Genomic DNA, 13,594 nt, shown 5'->3' with positions numbered 1-13,594 from the left:
CTAAGTCCGATGATTCTAGCCTAATGCCCACGCCTGCCTCGATCTGCCTGCTCCGCACCTCCGCCATCGGCGACGTCACCCACGTCGTGCCGCTGGTGCGCACCCTCCAGGCGGCGTGGCCCCAGGCCGAGCTGAGCTGGATCGTGGGCAAGCTCGAACGCAAGCTGGTGGGCGACCTGCCCGGCGTCAACTTCGTCACCTTCGACAAGGGCGCAGGCCTGGCCGGCATGAGGGCCGTCGGCGCGGCTCTGAAGGGGCAACGCTTTGACGCCCTGCTGCAGATGCAGGTGGCGCTGCGCTCCAACCTGCTGAGCCTGTTCATCAAGGCCGGTCGCCGCATCGGCTATGACCACGCCCGCGCCAAGGATGGTCACGGCCTGGTGATCGGCGAACGCATACCCGCTCGCACCGGCGAACACGTGCTGGACGCGATGGGCAGCTTCTGCGAACCCCTGGGCCTCAAGCAGACCCAAGTGCGCTGGGATATTCCCATCCCCGAGGAAGCCCATGCCTGGGCCGCCGAACAACTGCCCGGCGATCAACCAACCCTGCTGGTCAGCCCCACTTCCAGCCATACGGTGCGCAACTGGCGCCCCGAGCGCTACGCCGCCGTGATGGACCACGCCGCGGCGAAAAACTGGCGCGTAGTGCTGGTAGGCGGGCCATCTGCTCTCGAGCGCAGCATGGCCGACGCCGTGCTCGCGGCCTGCCGCCATGCCCCCCTCGACCTCACCGGCAAGGACACGCTGAAAAAGATGATGGCCATGCTGGTGCGCGCACCGATCCTGCTGACTCCCGACTCCGGCCCCATGCACATGGCCAATGCAGTCGGCTGCAAAGTGCTGGGCCTGCACGCCGCCAGCAACCCGAACCGTTCGGGGCCTTATTCCGACCGCCGATGGTGCGTGGACAAATACAACGAAGCCTCGCTCGCCTTTCTCGGCAAGCCCGCCAGCGACATACCCTGGGGCACCAAGATCGAGAAACCCGGCGTGATGGATCTGATCGCCGTCGATGAGGTGATCGATCGATTCGAGGCGTGTACAGAGCACCTTCGCCTGTCCTGAGGAACCCGCCCCTCCCTTGTAAGAGCGCACCCTGTGCGCGACGGCCCGATCGCGCCCGGCGGTCTGCCCGCAGCGGTCGCGCACAGGGTGCGCTCCTACAAGGGGTGATGTGCGATCCATTGGCGTGGCGGATCCGGGGCATTCTCCGGCAGATCCGCCGGAAATGACTGATGGCGCCGTACGGTCGAGGCAGACAAGGATGTAGCCGCCCAACCTGAAGCTGCCTGCACACCTCATTCCAGAGGTGCTCTGCACCTAGCCAGGGCACCTCACCGTATGGACGAGTCGCACACGGATGTCCCGCATCGCTGTTTTGATCCCCTGCTACAACGAAGTCCTCTCCGTCCCCGTCGTGATACGCGACTTCCAAGCCGCGTTGCCCGAAGCCCGCATCTACGTTTACGACAACAACTCCACCGACGGCACATGGGCCGCCGCGCGTGCAGCCAATGCTGTCGTCCGGCAACAGGACCTGCAGGGCAAGGGACATGTCATCCGCCGCATGTTTGCCGATGTGGACGCCGATATCTACGTGCTGGTCGACGGCGATGCCACCTATGACGCTGCTGATGCGCCCGTCATGATCCGGCGTTTATGCGACGAGCAGCTCGACATGATCGTGGGTTCGCGCGTGAGCGATGAACTGGAGGCCTATCGGCGCGGACATCGCTTCGGCAACTGGCTACTGACCCAGCTGACAGGACACATCTTCGGGCGCACTTTCACCGACATGCTTTCGGGTTACCGGGTGTTCTCGCGGCGCTTCGTGAAATCTTATCCAGCTCACGCCAGCGGATTTGAAGTGGAGACCGAGCTGACGGTTCATGCGCTTGAGCAACATATGCCCGTGGCCGAGCATCCGACCCGCTACGTGTCGCGCATGGATGGATCGCAAAGCAAGCTTAGTACCTGGATGGATGGTGGTCGCATCCTTTGGACCATCGTAAAGCTCACCAAGAACGGCAAACCATTGGCCTTCTTTTCGATAGGCGCTGTCGCCTGTGCCGCGCTGTCGTTGGGTCTGGCCATTCCACTGTTCAGAACATTTCTTGAAACCGGCTTGGTCCCTCGTTTTCCGACGGCCGTGCTATGCGCTGCACTGGCGTTGCTGGCCGGTGGCCTACTCGTCTGTGGGCTCATCCTTGATACGGTGACGCTGGGTCGACGGGAGCGGAAGCACTTGACGTATCTTGCCTATCCGTCGCCCCTTGGTAAGGAAGAGCCGCGCTGAGATGGCCGCCCTGCTGAATCGAGGGCGGCGTCAGCTGCTCGTTTTCGCCTTGTGCCTGGCCTTTGGCGCAGGCCTTTCGGTTGGCCTCGGCCAGGATGCTCTCTGGGACACCAAGAACTATCACCTGTACAACGCCTGGGCCTTCCTTCACGACCGCTATGCCCAGGACATTGCCCCGGCGAGCATGCAGAGCTACTTCAATCCGCTCGCTGATCTGCCTTATTTTTGGCTGGCTCAAGGCCCCCTCCACGCCTGGCCGCGGACGCTTGCTGCCGTACAAGGCCTTTGGTTTGGCGCCTTGGTTTATCTGATTGCTGGAATCGCCCGTCAGCTTGCGCGGTTGCAGGAAAGGCCGTTCGGCCTGGCAGACATCTGTGCCGCACTGATCGGCGCCACAGGCACGATGGCGGTGTCGCAGGCAGGCAGCACCACCAACGAAATCCAGTTGGCGGTGTTGGTGCTGCTGGGTTTGTATGTACTCATCCGGGCACTGCCGCAGTGCGAAAACGCGGTTCGTCTAAAACCGGCGTTGTTCGCGGGCCTTTGCTGCGGCGTGGCCGCGGGCCTCAAGCCTACGGCGATGGTGTATCCACCGGCGCTGGCATTGGCACTGTTGGTCACGCTGGGTGTCCGGTCTCGAGTGGCCTGGCAAGTCACGGTCGTCTTTGGTGCAGGCGTCGTTGCCGCCTTCCTGGTCGCTTATGGCCCCTGGGGTCTACACCTTTATCGGGAGACCGGAAATCCCACTTTCCCCATGTTCAATCAGCTGTTTCATTCGGCACTGACGGCTGCAAGCGACGGGACCGACGGACGATTTCGACCGCGCACCCTGCTGCAATGGCTGTTCTATCCGTTCTTCTGGCTAAAGAAGCAGCGCGATATCGTGACGGAAGCTGCCTTCGCCGACCCGCGTTATGCACTTGCCATGCTTGCGCTGCTTGCCATCGGCCTTGCCCGCTGGTTTCGTCGATCACTTCGTTCAAAACAACACGATCGCGGCCTGCATCTGCTGATCACCTTCACCAGCGCAAGTTATGTCCTCTGGCTAGCTTCGTTTTCCATACTTCGCTATGCGATCCCCATCGAGGCGCTCACCGGCATCCTGATGCTCAGCGCCATGTGGTCCTGGCGCCCTGCGGGAAGCCGCAGGATGGCGCTCCACCCTGCGGCAGGATTGCCACTCCTCCTGGCCATCCTCGCCATGACGACATACCCGAACTGGTGGCGCACCGCCTATGCCCAGCATGTACTGGAAGTCGATACCGGCACGGTCGAGCCGAATAGCCAGATCATCCTGGCGGGAACGCCGGACGCTTATCTCGCCCCCATGTTCCCGGGGAACGAAACGATCAGCTTTGTGGGGCTCAGTTGGTTTGTCCGCACATCACAGGGATATGGCTTGTGGAGCCGGGTTCAGCAACGGCTTCGCGATCACCCGGGTCCACGCTATGTCGTGCTTCGCGACGACCCTTCGAACACGCTGGAGGAGGCTTTGATAGTGGAGATGCTTCCGGACTATCGCATCGCCGACTGCAGGGATATCCCGTCGAACCTGGAGATGGGTCGTAAGGGGAACAGCTACGCCCAGGGGCTGCGCTTGTGTCGGCTGATTCGGGGATGAAGCCAGCGCCTTAAGCGATAGGAGAGGTGCGAACCCCGGTGGCATTAGGCAGATGTAGGAGCGCACCCTGTGCGCGACAGCTGCGGGCGAGCGGCGCGGCGCAGCGGGCCGGTCGCGCACAGGGTGCGCTCCTACAACAAGGCGGAGGCGGATTATTTCGCCTTGTAATCCTGGTACGACTTTTCTTCCACCAGCTGTGAGCCCAGCTTGAGGTTGATCTCACGCTTCACTGCAGCGCGGTCGTCGTTCTGAAAGTACACCGCGCGGGCCAGTTCGATGAACTCGGCGTCGAAGGCCTGGGCTTTTTCCTTCAGGCGGATGCGATCTTCGATGTCCCACAGCGACTCGTTCACGGCCAGAAGGCGGGCGCGTTCGGCGGTGATGTCGGTCTGCGAGGCTGGATGGCTGGCCCAGGTGGTGTTGAGCAGGTCCAGCTCCGTGCGCACGTTGGCCAGCTTGGCCGCGTCGGTGATCTGCTTGGATTTGATTTCCAGGATGGTGATCTTGTCGATCAGCTCGCCGTAAGAAACCGGGACTTGGATAAGGCTCATGACAGCTCCGAGGGTGCAGGGCTTTCGCAACGTGCCGCAGGGGTCACGGCAGTCGGCCGGAAAAGTGCACATGATAGAGGGTCTTTGTCGGATCATTCAGTTCGCCATTCAGCCTGCCTCGCTAGACTGGTGACGCAACGCCCACCCAATGGAGAGAGAGAGTCCATGTTCACCCCCCGTATCGCCGTGTTGTCCCTGGCAGCCCTGCTGGCTATCAGCCCGTTTGCCGCCAGTGCCCAGTCCCAGCAGCCGGCGCGCAACGGCGTGCTGGTTCGCAACGACGGCATCTATATCCGCTGTGACCAGTGCGGCACGGTGGAGTCGATCGACCAGAGCATCACCCAGGGCAACGACCACAGCATGGCCGGCACCATCATCGGCGGCATCGCCGGCGGCGTGCTGGGCAACCAGGTCGGCAAGGGCAAGGGCAACACCCTGGCCACGGTGGCCGGCGCCGTCGGCGGCGGCTACGCGGGCAACCGCATCGGCGCCAACAGCGGCCGTCCGAACGCCAGCTACAGCTTGCGCATCCGCATGGGCAATGGCTCCTACGCCAATGTGACGGTGCCCGATGCCAGCGCGATCCGCACCGGCGATCTGGTGCAGATCGATCCGCAAGGCAATATCACGCGCATCCAGTAAGTCGCTGCACGATTCAAACAAGAAAGCCGGCCTGCGAAGGCCGGCTTTTTTCTTGGCTGACGTCAGTAAGGTCAGCGGCGCAGGCGCGCGTCGATGTCGTCGAAGAAGGCTTTGGGCAATACCGCCCGCACCGGCACCGACCACCAATGGGCCTGCGCGAAGGTCCGGCATTTCACGGCATCCTTTTCCGTCATCAGGACTGGCTTGCCGTCGAACGGAAAATCGTTTGGCACAAAGGCGTGGTGATCGGGAAACGGATGCTCGATCACCTGCAGGCCCTGCGCACGCAGGCTTGCAAAAAATCGCGCCGGGTTTCCGATCGCGGCGACGGCATGCACGGTCTGGTCGGCGAAATCCGCCAGTGGCTGCGCGTGATCGTCGACCAATGCGCGTGCCATGCCGCCGCGCAATTCCATTGCGATATCGCCGGGCGCCACGGCACCACCGTTGCAGACGCGATAGTCGACCTGCTGCAGACGCGACATCGGCTCGCGCAAAGGACCGGCCGGCAACAGGCGGCCGTTGCCGAAGCGGCGCACGCCGTCGATCACGCAGATCTCCAGGTCGCGCGCCAACGCATAGTGCTGCAGGCCGTCATCGGCGATCACGATGTCGCAACCGGCGTCGATCAGCAGCTTCGCCGCTGCGGGTCGATCGCGACCTACCGCCACCGGCACGCCGCTGGTGCGGATCAGGCAGGGCTCATCGCCGACTTGCGACGGCTCGGCCGATGCATCCAACAAGAGGGGAAGTTTTTGCGTGCCGCCGTAGCCGCGACTGACCACGCCAGGCGTGTAGCCGCGCTCGCGCAGCCCTTCGGCCAGAGCGATCGTCAACGGCGTCTTGCCGGTACCGCCTACGCTCAGATTGCCGATCACGATCACCGGCACAGTCAACCGTGTGCTGCGCAGAATGCCCGCGCGATACAACGCACGCCGCAACGCGGTGATCGCGCCATAGAGCCATGACAGCGGCCCCGTCCACCATGGCGCAGGCGCTCCGCCGTACCAAGCCGATTGGAGACGTTCGGCCGTCGTCATGCCATGGCCTCAGTCACTGGCCTGGCTGTGGAACTGCATGCGATGCAGCGCTGCATAGTGGCCGTTCAAGGCCAGCAGGTCGGCGTGCGTGCCGCGCTCGACGATGCGGCCCTGGTCCATCACGGCAATCTGGTCGGCGTGTTCGATGGTGGACAGGCGATGCGCGATCACCAGCGTGGTGCGGTCCTTCATCAGGCCCTGCAGCGCTTGCTGGATCAATCGCTCGGATTCGGTATCCAGCGCGCTGGTCGCTTCGTCCAGCACGAGGATGGGTGCGTTCTTGAGGATCGCACGGGCGATGGCCAGGCGCTGACGCTGACCGCCGGAAAGCAGATTGCCGCCCTGCCCGATCACGCTATGAATGCCTTGCGGCATTTTCTGGATGAATTCCCACGCATTGGCGGCCTGCGCGGCCGCGATGATGTCGGCCTCGCTTGCACCGGCAAGTTCGCCGTACGCGATGTTTTCCGCGACGGTGCCGTCGAACAAGACCACGCTCTGCCCCACCCAGGCAATCTGCCGGCGCAACGACGCCAGCGTGATGCTCTCGTAGTCAGCGCCATCAAGGAGGATGCGCCCCGTCGTGGGCGCATTGAAGCGAGGCAGCAGGCTGACCAGGCTGCTCTTGCCGCTGCCCGATCGCCCCACCAAGGCGGTGACCGTGCCCGGCGCGCAGTGCAGGTTGATGCCGCGCAAGGCTTCGAACTCGCCGCGCGGATATACCAGTCCCACGTTTTCGAAACGGATATCGCCCTGGGTGCGTTCCAGCACACGCGTGCCCGCGTCCACCTCGGGCGCCGTATCGATGATCTCGAACAGGTTTTCGGCCGCGGAAATGCCGCTCTGGATATTCGACTGGATATTCGCCAGCCGCTTCAGCGACGGCATCATGCCGCCCATGGCGGTCAGCACGGTGATGAACACACCGGCCGACATATGCTGGATTTCGAATGGCCGCGTCGCCAGAAACACCATCACCGCAAGCGCCAGCGCGGCCACGGTCTGGATCGCCGTGCTCGACTGCGCATTGGTGGAGGCAATCTTGAGGTTCAGTCGTCGCGTGCTGTCGGTGACGTCCCTGAAGCGCGCAGCCGCCTGCTCCTGGCCACCGTAGATGCGGATTTCGCGATGCGCCTCGACCGATTCTTCCACCGTACCGGTGACCGAACCCATCATGCCCTGGATGCGGCGACTGATCGAACGATAGCGACGGCTGACGATGCCAGCGATCAGCATGATCAGCGGCACCATCACGAACAAGGCCAGCGTGAGGTACGCACTGGTGCTCAGCATCACGTAGATGAAGCCGATCACGGTGACGCCTTCGGTCACCACCACCTTCACCGAGTCGGTCGAGGCGGATGCGACCTGTTCACTGGTATAGGTGATGCGCGAAACCTGGTGCCCGGAATGCTCCTGGCCGAAGAACGTCGCCGGCAGGCGCAGATAGGCGCCAAACACGTCGCGCTGCATCGCGTTGACGACGTTGCGGCCGATGTAGGACACGCCGTAACTGCTGGCGAAGGTGCCAACACCGCGCACCAGGAAGATCAGCACGATCCAGATCGGCATCCAGAAAATCAGCACCGGATCCTTATCGACAAACAGCTTGTCGATCATCGGCTTCAGCAGCTTGGTGAACACGGCCAAGCCGCCGCCGTCAACGATCATGCCGACGATGGCGATCACGCCCACCACCCAGAAGCGCCGGGTGTAGCCGAACAGGCGCTTGTAGATCTGGCGCGTGTGCGCGTCCCAGATCTTGACCTTGCCGTTGCTCACTGAGCGCTATCCGCCTGGCTGGGGGTCGTGGCGATGGACAACTTGGTGAAGCCGAGCTGGCCCAGCGCGTCCATGGCGGTGACCACGTTCTGATGCGGGGTCATGGCATCCGCGCGGATGGTGACCTGGCGCTCGCGATCGTCGCCGGCCACGTTGCCGATGGCCTGCTTGAGCGGCTCGACGCCTTCGCCGTGCACTTCATCGCTGCCCACGAAGAAGTGGCCGTCGCGGTCCACCACCACGGTGAGCGCGGGTGCCTGCATGTCGCGTTCTTCCGCGCTGGCCTTGGGCAGGGTCACCTGCAGCCGCGAGTGCTGGATAAACGTGGTGGTCAACACGAAAAACATCAGCAGGGTAAGCAGCACGTCGATCAGCGAGATCACGTTGATCTCGAAGTCGTCTTGCCGACGGTCGTTGCCGATACGCATGCGTCAGCTCGCGCTCGACTCGGCAGCGGCAGCGCGCGGCGCACGCGTGCGGGGCGCAGGAGCCGGTTGGTTGATGGTGAGCTCGTCGAGCAGTTCGGTGGCCTGCTTTTCCATTTCAACGCAGTAGCCAGCGACCTTGGAGCGGAAATAGCGATGCAGCACGTACGCGGGAATGGCGACGATCAGGCCAGTGGCGGTACAGATCAGCGCTTCGCCGATGCCGCCGGCCATCTTCATGGGATCACCCACGCCACCGTGCAGCACTTCCATGAACATGCGGATCAGGCCGATCACCGTGCCGAGCAGGCCGAGCAGCGGGCCGATCAGTGCGATCGTGCCCAGCGTATTGAGATAGCGCTCCATGCGATGGACCACATGGCGACCGGTGTCCTCGATGCGCTCCTTGATGAGTTCACGCGGACGGTTGCGCACAGCCAGCGCCGAGGCCAGCAGCTCGCCCAGCGGCGAACCGTTGGCGAGGGTGGTGAGATGGCTCGGATCGAGCTGGCCCGAGCGGGCCCAGTTGCGTACTTCCTCGCCCAGGCCGGGCGGCAGCACCGACTTGCGGCGCAGGGTCCAGCAACGCTCCAGCACGATCGCCAGGGCGACCGCCGAACAGATCAGGATGGGCAGCATCGCCCAGCCACCAGCCATCAAGATATCCAGCACAACGACTCCGAGCCACTTCGCCAGTCAGGAGGGACGCATCATAACAGTCTCGTCCGGCCGTTCCGCGGCACCGGTGGCAGTTGCGAAAGTCGCCTTTTTGGGGCCTCCGGTGACGTCCGGCAAGGTCCCGGGCTCATTCGCGCCAGTAGCGAGACTGGCGCTGCCGCCAGGTGGCCGCGACATGGGGCGGTCGATCCGGCGGCGCATCGACCTGGATGGCCCCGGCGGTCGCCGTGTTCATCCATGGCACGCCGGCCTCGTCGTAGCGCTTGATCACGACCGGGCTGGGATGGTGGAAGCGATTGCGCCAGCCCGCCGAGACCAGCGCCAGCTCGGGCGAGATCGCCTGAATGAAGCTCGCACTGGATGAAGTCTTGCTGCCGTGGTGCGGCACCGTCATCACCAAAGGAGGTCCCGGCCGCAGTGACAAGGCCACTGTGGGCTCGACGGCTGCCGTGATGTCGCCGGTCAGCAGCGCCCGGCCGGCCGCCCCTTCCACGAGCAGGACGCAGGAGCGGTCATTGGCCGGGCCACCGCTCCCGCCCGAGGGCAATACACGCAGGCTCACGCCGTCCCACTGCCAGCGCCTGCCAACCTCGCATGCCGCCATCGGCACAGGCGATCGCTCAGGCTCACCCGAGATGCGTTCCGCTGCGGGAAATGCAGCGGCAACGGCTGGAATGCCGCCTGCGTGGTCGTTGTCGGCATGACTGGCAACGATCAAGTCGAGGTGCCTGATGCCGAGCGCGTGCAATGAAGGAAGCACCGCCGCCTCGCCCAGGTCGAAATCCGACGGATAGCGCGCACCCGCGTCATAGACGAGTACGTGGTGCTCGGTGCGAATCACCACCGACAGGCCCTGCCCCACGTCCAGCATCCACAGCTGGAAGCCGCCCTGCGTGGGCAGCGTTCGCTGCGGAAACAACAGTGGCAGGAACAACAGACCGGCGAGCCATCGCATGGGCAAGCCTCGCGGCGCGAACAGCCACAGCGCGCCCAAGGTCGCCAGCACCAGCGCCCATGCGCTGACTTCGGGCAGATACCAATGGGCGCCCGGCCAGGTTGCCATCCGCTCCAGCAGCCACCATTGCCCATGCGCCATCCACGCCGCGCAGCGGAACACGGGCTGCGCCAGCGGGGGGCAGATCCCCAACATGATCATGCCAATCAGCGCGGCGGGCACGATGACGAAGCTCACGAAGGGCACGGCGATCAGGTTCGAGAATGCACCAACGAGCGACGATTCGCCGAAGAACCACATCGTCAAAGGCAACAGTGACAGCGTCATCACCAACTGACCGGCGGACAGCTCGTGCAGGAAGCCGCGCAGTCCTTTGCCGTGTATCGACAGGCTCACCATCAGGAACGCCACGCCGATAAACGACAACCAGAAGCCTGCCGACAATACCGACAAGGGATCCATCAGCAACACGGCCAACAGCGCGAGCGAGAGTGTCTGCGCGCCCGTCGGATGACGCCGGGAACATCGCGCCAGCGCCACGATGGCGATCATCAACAAGGTGCGCACCGTCGGCAGGCCAAACCCCGCCAATGCGCTGTACACCCCTGCCGCTGCCAGCGCGGCCATGGCCTGCGCCTGCACTCTCGGAAGTCGCCATCCGCAACGCGGCACCAGCAGATAGATCAGGCGCGCGAACCACACGCCAAACAACGCCGATACGCCGACATGAAAACCTGAGATAGCGATGAGGTGTGGAATGCCGTTTGCACGAGCCACTTCCCAATCGTGCTGGCTCAAACCTCGCGTATCACCCACGGAGAATGTCTGCAGCAAGGCCACATCGTGTGGATCGCTCACACGCGCAGCGATCCCGCGACTGATCGCAGCGCGAACGCGGTTGATGCAGAAACCTGGACTTTCGAGTGGCCGATTATCCTCGCCGTCACGCACGTAACCCACCGCCACGATGTGGCGCTCGAGTGCGCTGCGTTCGCCGTCGGCGCCGCCGGGATTAACCAACCCGCGTGGACGCTTGAGGCGCAAGCTGAGCTGCCAGCGGCTGCATGGTGGTATCTGGGGAGCGTCGCGATACCAATTCACGCGCACGCGTCCGTGCAAGGGCAACGGCGTATCGCCGAATGCGGCATGTTCGATGTTGAGCAAAAAGCCGGTGGCGTCGTTGCCGACGATTGGCAGATCGTCGACACGACCCACGACGGTGATGTCCTGCCCTTCCCGCTCGCGCGGCAGACGCGCGTCCATCGCGGCGCCGCCACGCCAGCACGCCCAGGCGATGCCGAACAGGCACCAGGCCAGTGCACGCCCATAGGCGCCCAGACGAAGCACGATGCATGCAAGTACGGCGAGTGCGCCGCAGAACCAGGCCGACGGCAACACCACCAGCCACTGCACGACCAGCACGCCGAGCAGCAACATGATCGCCGGTACCAGCGCGCCGTCCTTGCGCAATGCCGTCCCCTTTCCTGCGGAAGGGATCAGGTTAATGCGTGCGAGGCAACGACGGCGCCGAAAAACCTGTAGGCCTCAAACACGAAGGCCGCCTTGCGGCGGCCTCGGTCGTCATGCGTGGATCTTCTCCACCAGGCTGCCGTTGTGCAGCTCAAGCGTGCGATCCATGCGCTTGGCGAGGCGGTTATCGTGAGTGACCAGGATGAAGCTGGTGCCGATCTCGCGGTTGAGCTCGATCATCAAGTCGTAGACCTGCGCCGCATTGGTTTCGTCGAGATTGCCGGTGGGTTCGTCGCCCAGCACCACGGCCGGACGCGTCACCAGGGCGCGCGCCACCGCACTGCGCTGGCGCTCGCCGCCCGAGAGTTCGGACGGTTTGTGATTCAAGCGCTGGCCCAGTCCCACCCGACCCAGCAACGACGCCGCCTGGCGTTCCGCTTCACTGATGGCCACGCCGCGGATCAACAGCGGCATGCACACGTTTTCCAGCGCGGTGAATTCCGGCAACAGATGGTGGAACTGGTAGATGAAACCCATCGAGCGATTGCGCACACGGCCGCGCTCGGCGTCGGAAAGGCTGGACAGGTTGCGTCCCTCCACTTCCACGTCGCCACGCGTCAACGTGTCCAGGCCGCCGAGGATGTGCAACAACGTGCTCTTGCCCGAGCCCGAAGCACCCACGATGGCCAGCGTCTCGCTGCGCTTCAGGGTGAAGCTCACGTCGGACAGCACGTCGGTTTTCAGATCGCCTTCTTCATACGTCTTGGCGATATGGCTTGCGCGCATCACCACGTCATTGGCGGAGTTCATCGGCTTATTCATAACGCAGCGCCTGCGCGGGCTGGGTGCGCGACGCACGCCAAGCGGGATAGAGGGTGGCCAGCAAGGAGAACAGGAAGGTGATCAGCGCCACCCAGCCCACGTCGCTCGCCAGCAGTTTGCTCGGCAGCTCGCTGATGTAATAGACGTCCGGCGAGAGGAAGGTGACGCCGGTGACATGTTCGATCCACTTCACGATGCCAGGCAGCTTCCACGACAGCAGCGAACCCAGGCCCACGCCGAAACCGATGCCGACAAAGCCGACCAGCACGCCTTGCACCATGAACATGCCCATGATGCTGCGCGGAGTGGATCCGAGCGTGCGCAGGATGGCGATATCGGCCTGCTTATCCGTCACCAGCATCATCAACATCGAGATGAGGTTGATCACGGCCACCAGGATGATCAGCGAGAGGATGATGAACATCACCTTTTTCTCCATCGAGATGGCGGAGAAGAAGTTGGCGTGGCTGTCCATCCAGGTATCCACGCGGTAGACCTGGCCCAGCTGATCGGCAAGTTCGCGTGCCACTTCGCGCGCGTTGAACATGTCGTCGAGCTTCAAACGGATGCCGGTGGGACCGCCCAAACGATTGAGTCGCTCGGCGTCGGTCATGTTGACCAGCGCAAGACCCGAATCGAATTCCTGCATGCCCATTTCGAACACGCCCGACACCGTGAACGTGCGCAGGTTCGGCACGCTGCCGGTGATCGGCGAAGACTGGAATGCCGGCACGGCCACGATGACCTTGTCGCCCACCGACACGCCCAGCTGCATGGCCAGTTCGCGACCGAGCACGATGTGCCAGCTGCCCGGCGTCAGCTCGGTGAGCTTGCCTTCCACCATGTGCTGATCGAGGTCGGAGACTTTGGGCTCCTGCGCCGGTTCGATGCCGCGCAGCAAGCCGCCGGTGGAACGGCGTGCCTGCAGGAAGGCTTCGCTCTCCACGTAAGGCGCGGCGCCGAGCACATGCTTGTTGGCGCCAGCGATCTTCACCGCCCGCGGCCAGTCCTGCACGGCTTCGCCCGGCATGCCGGAAACCGTGGCATGAGAAATGGCACCGAGGATGCGCGAGCGCAGCTCGTCGTCGAAGCCGTTCATCACCGACATCACCGTGATCAGCGCGGTCACGCTGATGGCGATGCAGACGATGGAGACGGTCGAGATGAAGGAGATGAATTGATTGCGACGCTTGGCGCGGGTGTAACGCAGGCCAATAAAAAGCTCTAGCGGTCGGAACATTAGGGCGGTCGCTTGTGGGTATCGAAGGGGCTGGCCGCCCGAATGCTGACGATTATCGCCTGTAACGCGG

General features: G+C 63.6%; 12 protein-coding genes. 4 read left to right on the top strand and 8 right to left on the bottom strand.

Annotated elements, in window-relative coordinates; translation table 11 throughout:
- The first annotated feature begins 23 nt into the window (after positions 1 to 23).
- From AB4Y82_RS11390 to AB4Y82_RS11380, 3 genes are all read left to right on the top strand, one after another.
- Entirely contained in the window at positions 24 to 1,067 is a 1,044-nt protein-coding gene (locus AB4Y82_RS11390; RefSeq protein WP_441604037.1) for a glycosyltransferase family 9 protein, read from the top strand.
- A gap of 295 nt (positions 1,068 to 1,362) precedes the next feature.
- The gene (locus AB4Y82_RS11385; RefSeq protein WP_441604036.1) at positions 1,363 to 2,298 is read left to right on the top strand and encodes a glycosyltransferase family 2 protein; all 936 of its coding nucleotides are present in this window, start codon (positions 1,363 to 1,365) and stop codon (positions 2,296 to 2,298) included.
- A 1-nt stretch (position 2,299) separates the two neighbouring features.
- Complete coding sequence (locus AB4Y82_RS11380; protein ID WP_441604035.1) at positions 2,300 to 3,919, top strand: hypothetical protein; 1,620 nt, start codon at positions 2,300 to 2,302, stop codon at positions 3,917 to 3,919.
- A gap of 152 nt (positions 3,920 to 4,071) precedes the next feature.
- On the opposite strand, the gene AB4Y82_RS11375 is transcribed toward AB4Y82_RS11380, so the two are convergent.
- Positions 4,072 to 4,470 carry a DUF6165 family protein gene (locus AB4Y82_RS11375; protein WP_441604034.1) on the bottom strand — a complete coding sequence of 133 codons (399 nt, stop codon included), beginning with the start codon at positions 4,468 to 4,470 and terminating at the stop codon, positions 4,072 to 4,074.
- Positions 4,471 to 4,635: 165 nt separating this feature from the next.
- Here AB4Y82_RS11375 and AB4Y82_RS11370 point away from each other — a divergent pair, with 165 nt between their 5' ends.
- Complete coding sequence (locus AB4Y82_RS11370) at positions 4,636 to 5,112, top strand: glycine zipper 2TM domain-containing protein (RefSeq protein WP_441604033.1); 477 nt, start codon at positions 4,636 to 4,638, stop codon at positions 5,110 to 5,112.
- Positions 5,113 to 5,183: 71 nt separating this feature from the next.
- On the opposite strand, the gene lpxK is transcribed toward AB4Y82_RS11370, so the two are convergent.
- The 7 genes from lpxK to AB4Y82_RS11335 form a co-directional block, all read right to left on the bottom strand.
- Positions 5,184 to 6,152 carry a tetraacyldisaccharide 4'-kinase gene (lpxK, locus tag AB4Y82_RS11365; RefSeq protein WP_441604032.1) on the bottom strand — a complete coding sequence of 323 codons (969 nt, stop codon included), beginning with the start codon at positions 6,150 to 6,152 and terminating at the stop codon, positions 5,184 to 5,186.
- Positions 6,153 to 6,161: 9 nt separating this feature from the next.
- Complete coding sequence (gene msbA, locus AB4Y82_RS11360; protein WP_441604031.1) at positions 6,162 to 7,934, bottom strand: lipid A export permease/ATP-binding protein MsbA; 1,773 nt, start codon at positions 7,932 to 7,934, stop codon at positions 6,162 to 6,164.
- Positions 7,931 to 8,362, bottom strand: coding sequence for an ExbD/TolR family protein (locus tag AB4Y82_RS11355; protein ID WP_121881045.1), 432 nt, complete (start codon positions 8,360 to 8,362; stop codon positions 7,931 to 7,933). Before AB4Y82_RS11355 ends, msbA begins: the two co-directional genes overlap by 4 nt.
- A 3-nt stretch (positions 8,363 to 8,365) precedes the next feature.
- Positions 8,366 to 9,016, bottom strand: coding sequence for a MotA/TolQ/ExbB proton channel family protein (locus AB4Y82_RS11350; RefSeq protein WP_441604162.1), 651 nt, complete (start codon positions 9,014 to 9,016; stop codon positions 8,366 to 8,368).
- Between the two features lie 148 nt (positions 9,017 to 9,164).
- The gene (locus tag AB4Y82_RS11345) at positions 9,165 to 11,462 is read right to left on the bottom strand and encodes a DNA internalization-related competence protein ComEC/Rec2 (protein ID WP_441604030.1); all 2,298 of its coding nucleotides are present in this window, start codon (positions 11,460 to 11,462) and stop codon (positions 9,165 to 9,167) included.
- Positions 11,463 to 11,573: 111 nt separating this feature from the next.
- A complete protein-coding gene (lolD, locus tag AB4Y82_RS11340; protein ID WP_441604029.1) occupies positions 11,574 to 12,284 on the bottom strand; it encodes a lipoprotein-releasing ABC transporter ATP-binding protein LolD in 711 nt (236 codons plus the stop codon).
- Complete coding sequence (locus AB4Y82_RS11335) at positions 12,277 to 13,524, bottom strand: lipoprotein-releasing ABC transporter permease subunit (protein WP_441604028.1); 1,248 nt, start codon at positions 13,522 to 13,524, stop codon at positions 12,277 to 12,279. The genes lolD and AB4Y82_RS11335 overlap by 8 nt, the downstream gene beginning before the upstream one ends.
- Positions 13,525 to 13,594: the final 70 nt, after the last annotated feature.

The sequence above is a fragment of the Dyella sp. 2YAF14 genome (genome assembly GCF_052114725.1).
In the GTDB taxonomy this organism is placed as follows: domain Bacteria; phylum Pseudomonadota; class Gammaproteobacteria; order Xanthomonadales; family Rhodanobacteraceae; genus Dyella.
This window is presented reverse-complemented; position numbering and strand designations above follow the sequence as displayed.

Bases quoted from the DNA above. Each gene is read 5' to 3' on its own strand.
- AB4Y82_RS11390 (WP_441604037.1), top strand. From the start codon at position 24: ATGCCCACGCCTGCCTCGATCTGCCTGCTCCGCACCTCCGCCATCGGC.
- AB4Y82_RS11385 (WP_441604036.1), top strand. From the start codon at position 1,363: ATGTCCCGCATCGCTGTTTTGATCCCCTGCTACAACGAAGTCCTCTCC.
- AB4Y82_RS11380 (WP_441604035.1), top strand. From the start codon at position 2,300: ATGGCCGCCCTGCTGAATCGAGGGCGGCGTCAGCTGCTCGTTTTCGCC.
- AB4Y82_RS11375 (WP_441604034.1), bottom strand. From the start codon at position 4,470: ATGAGCCTTATCCAAGTCCCGGTTTCTTACGGCGAGCTGATCGACAAG.
- AB4Y82_RS11370 (WP_441604033.1), top strand. From the start codon at position 4,636: ATGTTCACCCCCCGTATCGCCGTGTTGTCCCTGGCAGCCCTGCTGGCT.
- lpxK (WP_441604032.1), bottom strand. From the start codon at position 6,152: ATGACGACGGCCGAACGTCTCCAATCGGCTTGGTACGGCGGAGCGCCT.
- AB4Y82_RS11355 (WP_121881045.1), bottom strand. From the start codon at position 8,362: ATGCGTATCGGCAACGACCGTCGGCAAGACGACTTCGAGATCAACGTG.
- AB4Y82_RS11350 (WP_441604162.1), bottom strand. From the start codon at position 9,016: ATGGCTGGTGGCTGGGCGATGCTGCCCATCCTGATCTGTTCGGCGGTC.
- lolD (WP_441604029.1), bottom strand. From the start codon at position 12,284: ATGAATAAGCCGATGAACTCCGCCAATGACGTGGTGATGCGCGCAAGC.
- AB4Y82_RS11335 (WP_441604028.1), bottom strand. From the start codon at position 13,524: ATGTTCCGACCGCTAGAGCTTTTTATTGGCCTGCGTTACACCCGCGCC.